This window comes from Pseudomonas protegens (assembly GCF_013407925.2).
Classification (GTDB): Bacteria; Pseudomonadota; Gammaproteobacteria; order Pseudomonadales; family Pseudomonadaceae; genus Aquipseudomonas; species Aquipseudomonas fluorescens_AP.
Map to the genome: position 1 here is coordinate 2168772 of NZ_CP060201.1, position 16942 is coordinate 2185713.

Genomic DNA, 16942 nt, shown 5'->3' on the forward strand with positions numbered 1-16942 from the left:
CTGACTTGTACGATTTTTGCCCAGCTCTCGTAGGAGCCGCCTTGCCGGCGAATGAGCCCTTGAGCCTTATGCCGGGCGTCCGGACGCCTTCGCTGGCCAGCCAGCTCCTATAAAGCGCCAGGCATAAAAAAACGCGCCACCCGGGGAGGTGGCGCGTTGGGGTGACTCAGGACGGCGGTCAGCTGCCGGCGACGGTCATGCGCTCGATCAGCACCGAGCCGGTGCGGATGTTGCTGCGCAGTTCCAGGTCATTACCCACGGCCACGATCTGCTTGAACATGTCGCGCAAATTGCCGGCAATGGTCACTTCCTGCACCGGGAACTGGATCTCGCCGTTCTCGACCCAGAAGCCTGCCGCACCACGGGAGTAGTCACCAGTGACCATGTTCAGGCCATGGCCCATCAACTCGGTCACCAGCAGGCCACGCCCCATGCGCCGCAACAGCGCGGCCTGGTCTTCGTCGCCATGGGTGACGAACAGGTTGTGCACGCCACCGGCGTTGGCGGTGCTCGGCATGCCCAGCTTGCGCCCGGAATAGGTGCCCAGCACATAGGACACCAACTCGCCGTCCTTGACGAAAGGCTTGGCGTAAGTGGCCAGGCCGTCACCATCGAACGCCGAACTGCCCATGGCGCGCATCAGGTGCGGCCGCTCGTCGATGGTCAGCCACTGGGGAAACAACTGCTGGCCCAAGGCACCTTCAAGGAAGGATGACTTGCGGTACAGATTGCCGCCGGAAATCGCGCCGAGAAAACTGCCGAACAGGCCACCAGCCAGCTCCGCGGAAAACAGCACCGGCACTTCGCAGGTCGGCACCGGACGGGCACCCAGCCGGCTGGCTGCGCGCTGGGCGGCACGCTGACCAATGCTCGCCGGATCCGCCAGCAACTGGCCCTGGCGATTGACGTCGTACCAGTAGTCACGCTGCATCTGGCCATTGGCCTCGGCGATCATCACGCAACTCAGGCTGTGGCGGGTGGACGCGTAACCGCCGATGAAACCGTGGCTGTTGCCATACACCCGGCAGCCCTGGTGGGTGCTCAGGGTAGTGCCGTCGGCATTCTTGATTCTGCTGTCGGCGGCAAAGGCTGCCGCTTCACAGGCCAGGGCCTGCTCGATGGCTTGCTCGGGGGTGATGTCCCAGGCATGGAACAGATCGAAATCCTGCAGGTCCTTGGCCATCAGGGAGGCATCGGCCAGGCCCGAAGCTTCATCTTCTGAAGTGTGCTTGGCAATCGCCAGAGCCGCGGCCACGGTTTCACGAATGGCCTCCGGGCCGCTGGCGGAAGTGCTGGCCGAACCCTTGCGCTGGCCCACATAAAGGGTGATGCCAAAGCCCTGGTCGCGGTTGAACTCGACGGTTTCCACTTCCCGCTGGCGCACCGAGGTCGACAGCCCCTGCTCCAGGGACACCGCCACTTCGCAGGCACTGGCCCCCTGGCGCTTGGCCTCGGCGACGATCTGCTCGACTTGCTCCTGCAGGGCCGGCAAAGCCTGTGGGCCGACGCTTTGTGCTGCACTCATGCTGTTCTCCACTCAAATTCTGCTTTCGATTAAGGCCGGCGAGCGACCGAGCCGGACAAGCGGCCCTCGACTGGTTATCATGGCGGCGTTTCTTTGCGGACTGCCACCATGGTTGATTCTTACGACGACTCCCTCGATGGGGAGAAAAGCAAATCCCAGGTCAAACGCGAGCTGCATGCTCTGGTTGATCTCGGCGAGCGCCTTACCACCCTCAAGCCCGACCTGCTGAACAAACTGCCTCTGACCGACGCCTTGCGCCGGGCCCTGGCGGATGCGCCCAAGCACGTCGCCCATATCGCCCGCAAACGCCACCTGCAATTCATCGGCAAGCTGATGCGGGACCAGGACACCGACGCGATTCTGCAACTGCTTGATCAACTCGATGCCTCCACCCGGCAGTACAACGAACGCTTCCATAACCTGGAGCGTTGGCGTGACCGCCTGATCGGCGGCGGCGATGACGTGCTGGAAAAGTTCGTCAACGAGTACCCGGATGCCGATCGCCAACAGCTGCGCTCCCTGATCCGTCAGGCCCAGCATGAGGTGGCCCATAACAAGGCGCCGGCCTCCAGCCGTAAAATCTTCAAGTACATCCGCGAACTGGACGAGACTCAACGCGGCCTGCGCTGAGCCCTCCACGGGGTGAGCTGCCCGGCAGCTCACCCGACGCCCTCCTTCCTTATGCCCCAGTGCCACCCACGGTGATCGCATCGATCTTCAGGGTCGGCTGGCCGACGCCCACCGGCACCGATTGCCCATCCTTGCCACAGGTGCCAACACCGCTGTCCAGGGACAGGTCATTGCCCACCATCGACACCCGGCTCATGGCCTCGGGGCCGTTGCCAATCAGGGTCGCGCCCTTGACCGGGGCGGTGATCTTGCCGTCTTCGATCAGGTAGGCCTCGCTGGTGGAGAACACGAACTTGCCGCTGGTGATATCCACCTGGCCACCGCCGAGGTTGGCGCAGTAGATGCCCTTCTTCACCGAGGCGATGATTTCCGCCGGATCGCTTTCACCACCGAGCATGTAGGTGTTGGTCATGCGCGGCATCGGCAGGTGCGCATAGGACTCGCGACGCCCGTTGCCGGTGCGGGCCACGCCCATCAGGCGGGCATTGAGCTTGTCCTGCATATAGCCCTTGAGCACGCCGTTCTCGATCAGGGTGGTGCATTCGGTCGGCGTGCCTTCGTCGTCCACACTCAGGGAACCGCGACGCCCAGCCAGGGTGCCGTCGTCGACGATGGTGCAAAGCTTGGAAGCCACCATCTCGCCCATGCGGCCGCTGTAGGCCGAGCTGCCCTTGCGGTTGAAGTCGCCTTCCAGGCCATGGCCCACGGCTTCGTGCAGCAGCACCCCGGACCAGCCGGAACCCAGCACCACAGGCAAAGTGCCCGCCGGTGCCGGAATCGCCTCCAGGTTGACCAGGGCCTGGCGCAGCGCTTCACGGGCATAGCCCATGGCCCGGTCCTCGCTGAGGAAATACCGGTAGTCGGTGCGCCCGCCACCGCCGTGGCCACCGCGCTCGCGGCGCCCGTTCTGCTCGACGATGACGCTGACATTGAAGCGCACCAACGGCCGCACATCGGCGGCCAGGCCACCGTCGGTGGAGGCCACCAGGATTCGCTCCCAGACCCCGGCCATGCTCACGCTGACCTGCTGGATACGCGGGTCCAGGGCGCGAGTCGCCGCGTCAACGCGCTTGAGCAGCTCGACCTTCTCGGCGCGGCTGATGACTTCCAGAGGGTTGTCCGGCGCATACAGTTGCGCCACGTCCTGAGTCGAGAACGCCTGCACCGTGCCGTTCTGCCCGGCCCGGGAGATCGAACGCGCCGCTCGGGCGGCAAGGCCCAGGGCTTCCAGGGTGATGGCGTTGCTGTAGGCAAAGCCGGTCTTCTCACCCGACTGCGCGCGCACCCCGACCCCTTGGTCGAGGTTGAAACTGCCTTCCTTGACGATCCCGTCTTCCAGGGACCAGGACTCGGAAATCTGCCCCTGGAAATACAGGTCGGCGGCATCGATGCCCGGGCCGGCCAGATCCCCCAGCACGCCCTGCAGGCTTTCGATGGTCACGCCGCCAGGGGCTAGAAGATGTTCACTGACTGAGGACAACAACCCGCTCATATGCTTTGGCCTTAAATTCGTCGTACTTATGCAAGCCGTTGAACGCCTTGCGAGAAAATGCGCCGGTGACTGAACACCGGCATCCGCGCCCGGATGGACGCCTGTTCACTGCTGTCGCGCTCGGCCAGCAGCACACCCTCACCTTGATCCTGCTGCGCCAGCACTCGCCCCCAAGGGTCGACGATCGCGGCGTGGCCGTAGGTTTCCCGCGGGCCCGGGTGCACGCCACCCTGGGCCGCCGCCAGCACATAGCACTGAGTCTCGATGGCCCGGGCCCGGATCAGCACCTCCCAGTGCGCGGCACCGGTCACCGCGGTAAACGCCGAGGGCGCGGTAATCAATTCAGCGCCGGCGGCGCGCAACTCGCTGTACAGCTCGGGAAAGCGCAAGTCATAACAGACCGTCAGCCCCAGGCGACCCACCGGCGTATCCGCCACCACCACGCGGTTTCCATGAGCATAGTCATCGGATTCGCGATAGCGGCCGCGATTGTCGGCCACGTCGACGTCGAACAGATGCAACTTGTCGTAGCGCGCCACGCACTGTCCCTGGTCATCCACCAGCAACGAACAGGCGTTGGACTTGGCATCGGGCTCATGCTCGGGTGGCAGCGGCAGGGTGCCGGCGACAATCCATAACCTGAGGTCGCGGGCGGTCTGTTTCAACCACGGCAGGATCGGTCCCTCGCCCAAAGCCTCGGCGCGACCGATGGCGGCCATGTCGCGCCGGCCCATGGCGGCGAAGTTTTCCGGCAGCACCGCCAGCCTGGCGCCACCCTCGGCGGCGCGCTCGAGCAGGCTGCGGGCCTGCTGCAGATTGGCCAGAACGTCGCTCTGGCTGACCATTTGAATCACCGCAAGAGACATGGCGTACTCCGTGTTGGGTAGGCCGCCATGCTACTCCAAAGGCACGAATCGAGGATTCTCAAAACGGCTTGTCGAAGGTGATTTTCGGCTCTTTCCACGGGCCCTTGACGTTGTACTTGACGCTGGCGAAGCGCGCCACGCGGTCACCGATCAGCTTGTCGATCAAAAACAGCGCCCCACCCACTGCCGGTGCGCCGACAATCAGCGCGGCGATCGGCAAGTTGTTGGTCACCGGCAAGGTCACCAGCAACTTGGCGTCCACCTGGTCGGCCACCATGTCCAGGGTGCCATTGAGCTCCAGATTGCTCGACGGCCCGGTCAGCGTGATGGGTTCGCGGGTGACATAGACACCATTGCTCGCCACCAGCACGCCACGCACCCGGTCGTAGCTCAGCCCCTTGCCGAACAGATCGGAGAAGTCCAGGCGCAGGCGCCGGCCAATGGAGTTGAAGTTCAGCAGACCGAACACCCGCAGCGCCTGGGCGCCGCCCTCGACTTCCACGAACTGGCCCTTGCGCAACGTGGCGTCCAGGCTGCCGGAGTAGCGCTTGAGACCGACCCAGGCCGGCGAGCCCGGCCAGCGACCGTCGACATCCAGGTGAAAGTCCTCACTGGTGACCGTGGGCGCAAAGCCCCAGCCCTTGAGCACGTCGGCCAGGTTCTTGCCGCCAATGCGCCCGCGGTACCAGCTGTTGCTGGCACCGGCCTGGCCTTCCCAACCGCCCTCGCCTTGCAGCTGCATGCCCTTGAGCCCCAGGTCCAGGCTATTGAAGCTCATGCCCTTGGCGGTAGGACGCACCTTGAGCGCCCAGCGGCCGATCAGGTCCGGGCCCTGGAACAGCTGCTCGATGGCGATGTCCAGCGGCGGCACATTCTTGGGGTCCACCGAAGCCAGCGGATCGGGAGCATTGTCGTCGGCTTGCGCCGTAGGGTCCGCGGCCGGCAAGCGCACGTACTGCATATTGATCGCCATCGGCGCCGCCTTGGCATCGGGGATGGCGACATTGCCCTTGGCCTGCTGACTGTCAATCTGCAATGCCCAGGCGGCGGACTGCCGGGTCAGCTGCAGGTTGACCTGATCCAGACGGGTGCCAAAGGCGCTGAGCGTCCCGACCTTGAAGTCAGCGCTGCTGAGCAACTGCTTGGCGCTGCCGCCCGGGTCCTTCCCGGCATAGCGGTCCACCAGGTTTTTCCAGGGCTCGACATCCAGCTCGGACAAGATCCCCCGCACCCGCAGCCCTTTGCTGGTGGGCAGCAAGGCCGCACCGTCACCGAGAAACAGTTCGCCACGGCCTTCGGCGAGCTTGCCGCTGGGGGCGGCGAAGGTGAAGTCGGCCAGCTCGCCGTAATCGAACCAGTAGCGGCGCTCGGCCCCTTGCAGGGTCATGCGGAACACACTGTTGCGGCCGGTGCTGGCGCTCATGCCGAACGGCGCCGGCAGGTCCACCGCCACCCCCTTGAGACTGGAACTGACCATCAACTGGCTGTCGGCGCCATCGAGGTTCAGCTGCAACTGATAAGGCAACTCGCCGGATACCGGCAGCGGCTGGCTGACTTGCAGCCAGTCGGTGAGTTTCTTGATCGCCACCTGCCCCTTGGCCACCACCCGCGTATTGGGCTTGCCGGGCTTGCCATCGGCAAAGATCTGCGCGGTCACCGGCCGGTCAAAAGCCTGGGCACTGATGCCTTCGCCACTGAGCCCCTTGCTGCTGTCAAAGCGGAAGTCGCCCTTGAGCTGACTCAGCTCCAGTGACGGCTCACTGAGCTTGAGGCGTGCCTTGTCGGTCTTGAAATCCACCACGATCTTCGGCTCTTCGCCCTTGACCAGAGGGATGTCCAGATTCAGCTTGCCTTGCAAATCGCCCTCGCCCTGCCAGCCGGCAAAGGTCGAGGCGGTGCCGATCGGCGCCTCCTGCAGAATCTTCACCCCGTCGCCCAGGCCGCCGGCAAAACCGCCGTCGATCAACATGTGGCTGCTTTGCCCGCTGGCCACATGGGGAATGTTGACGAAAACATCCCGCACCTTGGTGTCCAGCAGCTGGCCCTTGCTGGCGACGATGCGCACGCCACTGTCTTCGACGAACACATCGCCACTGATCTTGCTCAGGTGCGGCCAGCCCGGCTGGAACGCCAGTTCGGCGTCATGCACCTTGAAAAACAGGCTGATGCTACGGGCCGCTTCGATGGCGTCATGGTTCAGCGAGCCCTGGTACTGGAAGAAGCCCTCATCCACCGCGCCCTTGAGAATCGCCGTGCGCAGCCATTCATCCAGCGCCGGACTGAGCACCTGGGGCAGGTACTTGGCGGTGTAGCGGCCATCGCCCTCCACCAGGCCGACCCGCAGGTCCATGTAGTCTTCCTGGCTGTGGTCGAAGTGCAGCCGGATCAGGAAATCGCCGGCAATCTTGCCCTCTTCCCCCAGCACCTTGAGATACGGAGCGATCAGGGTGAAACCCTGCTTGTCCAGTTTCCAGGTCAGGGTGGCGTTGGCCTGGATGTACTGCCAGGGCTTGGCGAAGATCGGGAACAGGTGCAGGGAGAAATCCTTGCTGTCCATGCGCAGCTCGCCCTGGCCCAGGTCGCCGCTGATGCTGCCGCTGACATTGCGCGCCGCCGGAGCGCCGTGATAGGCGTCGAAGCCGACCCGATCAAGGTTGGCGGCAAAGCTCAGGCGCTGGTCGCCGCTGTTCTGCGGGCAGTAGTCGAGCAGCACATTGCGCAGCCCACCCGTGACCTTCAGGCGTTCGATGGTGGTGGCCAGGCCTTCGGGCAAAGGGGCCAGGGCGTTGAGGATCGGCGTGAGCGGCGTCAGGTCCAGGCGATCGGCCTGCAGATGCCAGAGTTCTTCGCGGTTGTCGCCGGCCTGGGTTTGCTGCAGTTGCAGGCGCGATTCCCAGCGGGTTTCGCCAAGGCTCAGCGCCAGGGAGTCGAGTTGCACCTGCAGGCCCTGATCGCTGCGCTGGAAGAAAGCGTTCAACGCCAGGTTCTTCAGGGTGACCGGCGTGCGCTCGGCATAGGCGCCCGTGAGCTGGGGCGCATTCAGGCGCAACGCCGCGCTTTGCACGTCGCCCTTGGCCCAATTCAGCCACAGCTCGCCGCCGGCCTTGAGTTCGGAGAGTTTCCATTGCTGAGTGACACGCGCCGGCAGCCAGCGTGACCAGTCGCTCTGCGGCAGGCTCAGGTACAGCTCGGCCTGGGCGTCGCGCCATGCCTGCGCCTGGATCCGCGTGCGCAGGTTGACGGCCAGGGGCTGCCCGTCCGGCAGGGTCAGGCGCAGGTCAAGGCGCTGGCGGCTGGGGCCGGTGCGCAGGTTGAGGCCGACATAGGTCAGGGCCAGCGGCGAGTGATCCTGCGGCAGCAAGGTGACCTGGCTGTCCAGCAGGGAGAATTCGGCGACTTGCTGCAAGCGGGTCAGCAGTTGCTCCGGGTCCATGGGCTGGTCCTGCTGCATCGGCAGGCCTTGCAATTGCCACTGGCCGTCCGCGCCTTCCTTGAGGCTCAGGCTCAGGCCACTGAGTTCCAGGCGTCCTATGCGCAGGTCCCGGGCCAACAGACTGCCGAGCATGTCCGGGGCCACGCTGACCTGATCCAGGCGCAGGGCATTGGCCCCCTCGCCCACCGTCACATCGTGGGCCAGCAGGATCGGTGACAAGCCGCTCCAGCGGCCCTCCAGGCTGCCGATCTGCACCGGCAAGCCGACGGCCTGCTGCACCTTGGCCTCGACCTCGGCCTGGTACTCGGCCACCAGTGGCGTCAGCTCCCGGCCCAGACTGACGTACAAGGCAATCACCACCAGCAGCAAGGCGCAGAGGCCCAAGCCCCAGCGAGTCAGCGTGGCGAATAGACGGATCAGCCGCTCCATTTCAGTTGGCTCCCACGGCAAAAGTCATGCAGAAAGCTGAAGCCAGCCGTTTCCACTGAGGTAAGACACGGGGAATCAGAGCAGCACCACGTCGTATTGTTCCTGGGAATACATGGTTTCGACCTGGAACCTGATGGTCCGGCCGATAAAAGCTTCCAACTCCGCGACGTTGCCCGACTCTTCGTCCAGCAGGCGATCCACCACTTTCTGATTGGCCAGCACTCGGTACCCTTCTGCCTGATAAGCCCGGGCCTCACGGAGAATTTCGCGGAATATTTCGTAACAGATGGTTTCCGGGGTCTTCAGCTTGCCCCGTCCCTGGCAACTGCTGCAGGGCTCGCAAAGCACTTGTTCCAGGCTTTCCCGGGTGCGCTTGCGGGTCATCTGCACCAGGCCCAGCTCGGTGATGCCGATGATGTTGGTCTTGGCGTGATCGCGCTCCAGCTGTTTTTCCAGGGTCCGCAGCACCTGGCGCTGGTGTTCTTCGTCTTCCATGTCGATGAAGTCGATGATGATGATCCCGCCCAGGTTGCGCAGGCGCAGTTGCCGGGCAATGGCGGTGGCGGCTTCGAGGTTGGTCTTGAAGATGGTTTCCTCAAGATTGCGATGACCGACGAAGGCACCGGTATTGACGTCGATGGTGGTCATGGCTTCTGCCGGGTCCACCACCAGATAGCCGCCGGACTTGAGCGGCACCTTGCGTTCGAGCGCCCTTTGCACTTCATCCTCGACCCCGTACAGGTCAAAGATCGGCCGCTCGCCGGGATAGTGTTCCAGGCGATCGGCAATTTCCGGCATCAGTTCAGCCACGAATTGCGTGGTCTTCTGGAAGGTTTCCCGGGAGTCGATGCGGATCTTCTCGATCTTCGGGTTCACCAGGTCGCGCAGGGTGCGCAAGGCCAGGCCCAGGTCTTCGTAGATCACATTGGGCGCGCCGATGGTCTTGATCTGCGCGCCAATCTGATCCCACAGCCGGCGCAGGTAGCGGATGTCCATGAGGATCTCGTCGGCCCCGGCGCCCTCGGCGGCGGTGCGCAGAATGAAACCGCCGGCTTCCTTGATGCCTTCCTGGGCCACGCAGTCGCTGACCACCTGTTTCAGGCGCTCGCGCTCGGCCTCGTCCTCGATCTTCAGCGAAATGCCGACATGGGCGGTGCGCGGCATGTACACCAGATAACGCGACGGAATCGACAGCTGGGTGGTCAGGCGCGCGCCCTTGGTGCCGATGGGATCCTTGGTGACCTGCACCACCAGGCTCTGCCCTTCATGGACCAGGGCGCTGATGCTCTCCACCGCCGTGCCTTCACGGGTGGAGATTTCCGACGCATGGATAAAGGCCGCGCGATCCAGGCCAATGTCGACGAAGGCCGCCTGCATGCCGGGCAGGACCCGTACCACCTTGCCTTTGTAAATGTTGCCGACAATGCCACGGCGCTGGGTGCGCTCGACGTGAACCTCTTGCAGCACTCCGTTTTCGACCACCGCCACCCGCGATTCCATCGGCGTGATGTTGATCAGAATCTCTTCACTCATGGCAGTGTCTCGTTCAGGCGTGTTCATAGAAGGCCGCAGCTGTCTTACACGGCGCTTTAGCGCACTGGAAGGTTTTGCCAACAGGGTATGCCGAAATGGCCGAGCAATTCTGCGGTTTCGCATACCGGCAAGCCGACCACGGCGGAATAACTGCCATTGAGCCCGGCGACAAATACCGCCGCAAGCCCTTGGATAGCATAGCCGCCGGCTTTGTCCCGAGGCTCGCCGCTGGCCCAGTAGAGCGCCGCTTCCGCCGCCGAAATGGGGCGAAAACGCACCAGGCTGCGCACCACTCGCGATTCGCAGCGCTCGCCGTCGAGCAGGGCTATGGCGGTCAACACTTCATGCTCGCGGTCGGACAGCGCCATGAGCATTTCCTGGGCGTCGGCCTGGTCCCGGGGCTTGCCCAGGATCCGTCCATCGAGCACCACGGCGGTATCGGCACCCAGCACGCAGGCCGGAGCCTGGGATTCGCTGCTGGTGATCAGGGCACGGCCGGCAGCCGCCTTGCCCCGAGCCAGGCGCTCGACATAGGCGGCCGGGGATTCGTCGGCCAGCGGCGTTTCATCGATGTCAGCGCTGATGGCGGTGAACGGCACACCGATCTGGGTGAGCAGCTCACGTCGGCGGGGCGAACCGGAGGCGAGGTAAAGCGGATTCATCAAGACATCTCCCTGTCGAGGTGCGGGCCAATGCCTGACCGAATTAATTGATTTTGAAACGTCGACGCAAGCCACGCAGGCCGAAGCTGACCCAAGGCCACAACAAGGCGCTGACCAGGGCCGGCAGCACCAGCGCCAGGGTTGGCTGGCGATTGCCGGTCAGGGCGCTGAGCCAGAGCTGGACCAGCTGCGCCAGGCCGAAGATCACCAGGATCACCAGGCTTTGCTGCCACATCGGGAACATCCGCAGGCGCTGCTGCAAGGACAGCACGAGGAACGTGATCAGGGTCAGAATCAGCGCGTTCTGTCCCAGCAGCGTGCCGTACAGCACGTCTTCCGCGAGCCCCAGGCACCAAGCGGTGACCATACCGACCTTGTGCGGCAGGGCCAGGGCCCAGAAAGCCAGCAACAGGGCCAGCCACAACGGGCGCAGGACTTCCATGAACTGAGGCAGTGGCGACACGCTGAGCAACATGCCGATCAGGAACGTCAGCCAGACGATCCAGCCGTTTTGTGAATAGGGAGTGCCCGCCATTATTCTCTTCCTCCGGTGGTGGCCGGTGCTGTGGCCGCAGGCTTGGTCGCCGCCGGCTTCACCACAGGTTTATGGACCGGCTTGGCCGGAGCATGGGCCGCAGGCTTGGCCGGAGTCACAGGCGCAGCAGGAGCAGCGCTGGCGGGAGCAGCAGCGTTCGCCGCAGGCTTGGGCACCGTGGCCGGCACCGCCGGCGCCGCGTTGCCACCTTGCTGATCCTGGGCTTCCTGGGCCTGGGCGGCATCGTTGGCCCGCTCCTCGGCGGTACGCGGATCGCTGAACACCAGCAGCAGGTAGCGGCTGCGGTTCAACGCGGCCGTGGGCACCGCCCGCACAATGGCGAATGGCTGGCCGGAGTCGTGGATCACTTCCTTGACCGTGGCCACCGGGTAGCCGGCCGGGAAACGCTGGCCGAGGCCGGAGCTGACCAGCAGGTCGCCTTCCTTTATATCCGCGGTGTCGGCGACATGGCGCAGTTCCAGCCGCTCCGGATTGCCGGTGCCGCTGGCAATGGCGCGCAGACCGTTGCGATTGACCTGTACCGGAATGCTATGGGTGGTGTCGGTGAGCAGCAGGACGCGGGAGGTGTAGGGCATCAACTCCACCACCTGGCCCATCAGGCCACGGGCATCGAGCACCGGCTGACCGAGAAAGACGCCATCGCGCTCACCTTTATTGATGATGATGCGGTGGGTGAAGGGGTTCGGGTCCATGCCGATCAACTCGGCCACTTCGACCTTCTCGTTGACCAGTGCCGAGGAGTTGAGCAGTTCGCGCAGGCGCACGTTCTGCTCGGTCAGGGCCGCGAGCTTTTGCAGGCGCCCCTGCAGCAGCAGGTTCTCGGTCTTGAGTTTTTCGTTTTCAGCGACCAGCTCGGTACGGCTGCCGAACTGACTGGCCACGCCCTGCCATAGCCGCTGCGGCAGGTCGGTGATCCAGTAGGACTGCATCAGCACCAGCGACATCTGGCTACGCACTGGCTTGAGCAGTGTGAAGCGGGCATCGACCACCATCAGTGCGACCGACAGCACGACCAGCACCAGGAGGCGCACGCCTAATGAGGGGCCTTTGGCGAAAAGCGGTTTAATAAGCCGCTCCTCCCAGGCAAATGTTGTGTTTATTCATACGGCATCAAACCGGCCTGGATGCAGATTGACAGAAGATAAACGCCACAGGCAGCACTGCAAAGTGCTGCCTGTGAGCGCAACAGCATAGATGCCCGCCGCGACGTTATTCGCTGGAGAGCAGGTCCATGGTGTGTTTGTCCATCATTTCCAATGCACGGCCACCGCCGCGAGCGACACAGGTCAGCGGGTCTTCGGCGACGATCACCGGCAGACCGGTTTCCTGGGCCAGCAGCTTGTCCAGATCACGCAGCAGGGCGCCACCACCGGTCAGCACCAGGCCACGCTCGGCGATGTCCGAAGCCAGTTCCGGCGGCGATTGCTCCAGGGCGCTTTTCACCGCCTGAACGATGGTCGCCAGGGACTCTTGCAGAGCTTCCAGCACTTCGTTGGAGTTCAGGGTGAAGGCACGTGGCACGCCTTCGGCCAGGTTACGGCCGCGCACATCGACTTCGCGCACTTCGCCGCCCGGGTAGGCGGTGCCGATTTCCTGCTTGATGCGCTCGGCGGTGGATTCGCCGATCAGGCTGCCGTAGTTGCGACGCACGTAGGTGATGATCGCTTCGTCGAAGCGGTCGCCGCCAACCCGCACGGATTCGGCATAGACCACGCCGTTCAGGGAGATCAGGGCGATTTCAGTGGTACCGCCACCGATGTCCACGACCATCGAACCGCGGGCTTCTTCAACCGGCAGGCCAGCGCCAATGGCAGCGGCCATGGGCTCTTCGATCAGGAACACTTCACGGGCACCGGCACCAAGGGCCGATTCACGGATGGCGCGACGCTCAACCTGGGTGGACTTGCATGGAACGCAGATCAGCACACGAGGGCTGGGCTGCAGAAAGCTGTTTTCATGAACCTTGTTGATGAAGTACTGCAGCATCTTTTCGCAGACGCTGAAGTCGGCGATCACGCCGTCCTTCATCGGACGAATGGCGGCAATGTTGCCCGGAGTACGACCGAGCATGCGCTTGGCCTCGGTACCAACCGCAACAACACTTTTCTGATTACCGTGGGTCCGAATGGCCACAACCGATGGTTCATTCAGGACAATACCGCGCTCGCGCACGTAAATAAGGGTGTTGGCAGTGCCCAGGTCAATGGAAAGATCGCTGGAAAACATGCCACGCAGTTTCTTGAACATGGGAAAGGGACCCTAGGCAACGCGTGGGTAAAAAAGTGCGGCAAACTCTAACAACGACAGGGATTTTGGGCAAGGCGCCAATATGTTAAATTGGCCGCTTTTCTGTGCACCAAACCCCACAATCGCGGCCATAAGACCGTAGAAATGCGGTAGTGTTCCGACAATCTAACACGCGGACGAAATCCGTTTTTGTTTTCCACTGGAGAATCCCATGGCGCTTGAACGCTCCGACGTGGAAAAAATCGCCCATTTGGCCAGCATCAAGCTCAATGAAGGCGATCTTCCACACATCACCTCCGCCCTGAACAGCATTCTCGGGCTGGTGGATGAAATGCAGGCAGTCGATACCGACGGTATCGAGCCCCTGGCCCACCCTCTGGAAGCCAGCCAGCGCCTGCGCGCAGACGTTGTGACCGAGTCCAATCATCGCGAGGCTTATCAGTCCATCGCACCAGCGGTCGAAAACGGCCTGTATCTGGTTCCGAAAGTCATCGACTAAAGGGAAAGAGCCTGCAATGCATCACATGACTCTGGCCGAGATCGCCCGCGGACTCGCCGACAAGAAATTCTCTTCCGTAGAACTGACCCAGACCCTGCTGGCGCGCATCGCCCAGCTGGATCCCAAGATCAACAGCTTCATCAGCCTCACCCAGGACCTGGCCCTGAGCCAGGCCCAGGCCGCCGACGCGCGTCGCGCCAACGGTGAGAGCGGTGCCCTGCTGGGCGCGCCGATCGCCCACAAGGATCTGTTCTGCACCCAGGGCATCCGCACCAGCTGCGGCTCGAAGATGCTCGACAATTTCAAGGCGCCCTACGACGCCACCGTGGTCGCCAAGCTGGCCGCAGCCGGGGCCGTGACCCTGGGCAAGACCAACATGGACGAATTCGCCATGGGCTCGGCCAACGAGTCGAGCTGGTACGGCGCGGTGAAAAACCCGTGGAACCTGGAACACGTGCCCGGCGGTTCGTCCGGTGGTTCCGCCGCGGCGGTCGCTGCGCGCCTGCTGCCAGCCGCCACTGCCACCGACACCGGCGGCTCGATCCGCCAACCGGCCGCCTTCACCAACCTCACCGGCCTGAAGCCGACCTACGGTCGCGTTTCCCGCTGGGGCATGATCGCCTACGCCTCCAGCCTCGATCAGGGTGGCCCGTTGGCCCGTACCGCCGAAGACTGCGCAATCCTGCTGCAAGGCATGGCCGGCTTCGACCCGAACGATTCCACCAGCATCGATGAACCGGTGCCGGACTACAGCGCCGGCCTCAACGGCTCGCTGCAGGGCCTGCGCATCGGCGTGCCGAAGGAATACTTCAGCGCCGGCCTCGACCCACGCATCGCCGAACTGATCCACAACAGCATCAAGGAGCTGGAAAAGCTCGGCGCGGTGATCAAGGAAATCAGCCTGCCGAACATGCAGCACGCCATCCCTGCGTACTACGTGATTGCCCCGGCGGAAGCCTCCTCCAACCTGTCGCGTTTCGACGGCGTGCGCTTCGGCTACCGTTGCGAGAACCCGGCCAACCTTGAAGACCTGTACAAGCGCTCCCGTGGCGAAGGCTTCGGCAGCGAAGTGCAGCGCCGGATTATGGTCGGTGCCTACGCGCTGTCCGCCGGCTACTACGATGCGTACTACCTCAAGGCGCAGAAAATCCGTCGCCTGGTGAAGAACGACTTCATGAGCGCGTTCAACGAAGTCGACATCATCCTCGGCCCGACCACGCCCAACCCGGCCTGGAAGCTCGGCGCCAAGAGCAGCGATCCGGTCGCTGCGTACCTGGAAGACGTCTACACCATCACCGCCAACCTCGCCGGCCTGCCGGGCCTGTCGATGCCGGCCGGTTTCGTCGACGGCTTGCCGGTCGGCGTGCAACTGCTCGCCCCGTATTTCCAGGAAGGCCGCTTGCTCAACGTTGCGCACCAGTATCAGTTGAACACTGACTGGCACACCCGCACCCCAACCGGCTTCTGAGGAGACACACATGCAATGGGAAGTCGTGATCGGGCTGGAGATTCATACCCAGCTCACCACTCAATCGAAGATTTTCTCCGGTAGCTCCACCGCCTTCGGTGCCGAGCCCAACACCCAGGCCAGCCTGATCGACCTGGGCATGCCCGGCGTGCTGCCAGTGCTGAACCAGGAAGCGGTGCGCATGGCGGTGATGTTCGGCCTCGCGGTAGACGCCGAGATCGGCCAGCACAACGTGTTCGCCCGCAAGAACTACTTCTACCCGGACCTGCCCAAGGGCTACCAGATCAGCCAGATGGAGCTGCCGATCGTCGGCAAGGGCCACCTGGACATCCCTCTGGAAGACGGCACCGTGAAACGCGTCGGCATCACCCGTGCGCACCTGGAAGAAGACGCCGGCAAGAGCCTGCACGAAGAGTTCAACGGTGCCACCGGCATCGACCTGAACCGCGCCGGCACGCCGCTGCTGGAAATCGTCTCCGAGCCGGACATGCGCAGCGCCAAGGAGGCCGTGGCCTACGTCAAGTCGATCCACGCCCTGGTGCGCTACCTGGGCATCTGCGACGGCAACATGGCCGAAGGCTCGCTGCGTTGCGACTGCAACGTCTCGGTCCGGCCCAAGGGCCAGGTCGAGTTCGGCACCCGCTGCGAGATCAAGAACGTCAACTCGTTCCGTTTCATCGAGAAGGCCATCAACTCCGAGATCCAGCGCCAGATCGAGCTGATCGAAGACGGCGGCAAGGTGATCCAGCAGACCCGCCTGTACGACCCGAACAAGGACGAAACTCGTCCGATGCGCAGCAAGGAAGAAGCCAACGACTACCGTTACTTCCCCGACCCGGACCTGCTGCCGGTGGTTATCGAGGATTCCTTCCTCGACCAGGTACGCGCCACCCTGCCAGAACTGCCACCGCAGAAACGCGAGCGCTTCCAGGCGCAGTTCGGCCTGTCGGCCTACGACGCCAACGTCCTGGCCACCAGCCGCGAGCAGGCGGACTACTTCGAGAAGGTCGCCAGCATCGCCGGTGACGCCAAGCTCGCCGCCAACTGGGTCATGGTCGAGCTGGGCAGCCTGCTGAACAAGCAGGGCCTGGAAATCGACGAAGCCCCGGTCTCGGCCGAACAGCTGGGCGGCATGCTGCTGCGGATCAAGGACAACACCATCTCCGGCAAGATCGCCAAGACCGTGTTCGAAGCCATGGCCAATGGCGAAGGCACGGCGGACGAGATCATCGACCAGCGCGGCCTCAAGCAGGTCACCGACAGCGGCGCGATCTCCGCGGTGCTGGATGAAATGCTCGCGGCCAACGCCGAGCAAGTCGAACAATACCGCGCCGCCGATGAGGCCAAGCGCGGCAAGATGTTCGGCTTCTTCGTCGGTCAGGCGATGAAGGCATCCAAAGGCAAGGCCAACCCGCAACAAGTCAACGAACTGCTGAAAAGCAAGCTCGAAGGCTGATCGCGGTTCAACCGCAAGCGGCTCGGGCCGCTTGCGTGTGACGAGGGAGCGGGCTCCCGCTCGGTCGCGCAGCAACGGCATACCGGCCGGCGCCATTCCCCCAAGGAACATCGCCGCCGGCTTGCGGTCTGCCAAACAGACCGGCG

At 63.7% G+C, this 16942-nt stretch carries 13 protein-coding genes; 4 read left to right on the forward strand and 9 right to left on the reverse strand.

The window, feature by feature from the left end; genetic code table 11:
• Window positions 1-178: 178 nt before the first annotated feature.
• On the reverse strand, window positions 179-1525 hold the full coding sequence (gene pmbA / locus GGI48_RS10240) for a metalloprotease PmbA (protein ID WP_016966628.1): 1347 nt from the start codon (window positions 1523-1525) through the stop codon (window positions 179-181).
• A gap of 108 nt (window positions 1526-1633) precedes the next feature.
• Between pmbA and yjgA the strand changes: the two genes are divergently transcribed.
• Window positions 1634-2155 (forward strand): ribosome biogenesis factor YjgA, encoded by a 522-nt coding sequence (yjgA, locus tag GGI48_RS10245; RefSeq protein WP_016966626.1) that lies wholly within the window; start codon window positions 1634-1636, stop codon window positions 2153-2155.
• A 49-nt stretch (window positions 2156-2204) separates the two neighbouring features.
• Here the strand turns inward: yjgA and tldD are convergent, their stop codons facing one another.
• The 8 genes from tldD to mreB form a co-directional block, all read right to left on the reverse strand.
• On the reverse strand, window positions 2205-3647 hold the full coding sequence (gene tldD / locus GGI48_RS10250) for a metalloprotease TldD (RefSeq protein ID WP_011059257.1): 1443 nt from the start codon (window positions 3645-3647) through the stop codon (window positions 2205-2207).
• A gap of 26 nt (window positions 3648-3673) precedes the next feature.
• On the reverse strand, window positions 3674-4513 hold the full coding sequence (locus GGI48_RS10255) for a carbon-nitrogen hydrolase family protein (protein WP_103740920.1): 840 nt from the start codon (window positions 4511-4513) through the stop codon (window positions 3674-3676).
• Window positions 4514-4571: 58 nt separating this feature from the next.
• Complete coding sequence (locus GGI48_RS10260) at window positions 4572-8375, reverse strand: YhdP family protein (protein WP_179598143.1); 3804 nt, start codon at window positions 8373-8375, stop codon at window positions 4572-4574.
• Window positions 8376-8450: 75 nt separating this feature from the next.
• Window positions 8451-9908 (reverse strand): ribonuclease G, encoded by a 1458-nt coding sequence (rng, locus tag GGI48_RS10265; protein WP_016963424.1) that lies wholly within the window; start codon window positions 9906-9908, stop codon window positions 8451-8453.
• 56 nt (window positions 9909-9964) lie between these two features.
• Window positions 9965-10570, reverse strand: a complete 606-nt coding sequence (locus GGI48_RS10270) for a nucleoside triphosphate pyrophosphatase (protein WP_179598145.1) — start codon at window positions 10568-10570, stop codon at window positions 9965-9967.
• A gap of 43 nt (window positions 10571-10613) precedes the next feature.
• Window positions 10614-11105 carry a rod shape-determining protein MreD gene (gene mreD, locus GGI48_RS10275; protein WP_016963426.1) on the reverse strand — a complete coding sequence of 164 codons (492 nt, stop codon included), beginning with the start codon at window positions 11103-11105 and terminating at the stop codon, window positions 10614-10616.
• The gene (mreC, locus tag GGI48_RS10280) at window positions 11105-12145 is read right to left on the reverse strand and encodes a rod shape-determining protein MreC (RefSeq protein WP_409565399.1); all 1041 of its coding nucleotides are present in this window, start codon (window positions 12143-12145) and stop codon (window positions 11105-11107) included. Before mreC ends, mreD begins: the two co-directional genes overlap by 1 nt.
• Before the next feature lie 190 nt (window positions 12146-12335).
• A complete protein-coding gene (mreB, locus tag GGI48_RS10285; protein WP_002555108.1) occupies window positions 12336-13373 on the reverse strand; it encodes a rod shape-determining protein MreB in 1038 nt (345 codons plus the stop codon).
• Between the two features lie 211 nt (window positions 13374-13584).
• Between mreB and gatC the strand changes: the two genes are divergently transcribed.
• The 3 genes from gatC to gatB are packed head-to-tail and all read left to right on the forward strand — an operon-like array spanning window position 13585 to window position 16796.
• Window positions 13585-13872 carry an Asp-tRNA(Asn)/Glu-tRNA(Gln) amidotransferase subunit GatC gene (gene gatC / locus GGI48_RS10290; RefSeq protein WP_022642307.1) on the forward strand — a complete coding sequence of 96 codons (288 nt, stop codon included), beginning with the start codon at window positions 13585-13587 and terminating at the stop codon, window positions 13870-13872.
• A gap of 16 nt (window positions 13873-13888) precedes the next feature.
• Window positions 13889-15340, forward strand: coding sequence for an Asp-tRNA(Asn)/Glu-tRNA(Gln) amidotransferase subunit GatA (gene gatA / locus GGI48_RS10295; RefSeq protein WP_016963428.1), 1452 nt, complete (start codon window positions 13889-13891; stop codon window positions 15338-15340).
• Window positions 15341-15350: 10 nt separating this feature from the next.
• Complete coding sequence (gene gatB, locus GGI48_RS10300) at window positions 15351-16796, forward strand: Asp-tRNA(Asn)/Glu-tRNA(Gln) amidotransferase subunit GatB (RefSeq protein WP_016963429.1); 1446 nt, start codon at window positions 15351-15353, stop codon at window positions 16794-16796.
• Window positions 16797-16942 lie beyond the last annotated feature (146 nt).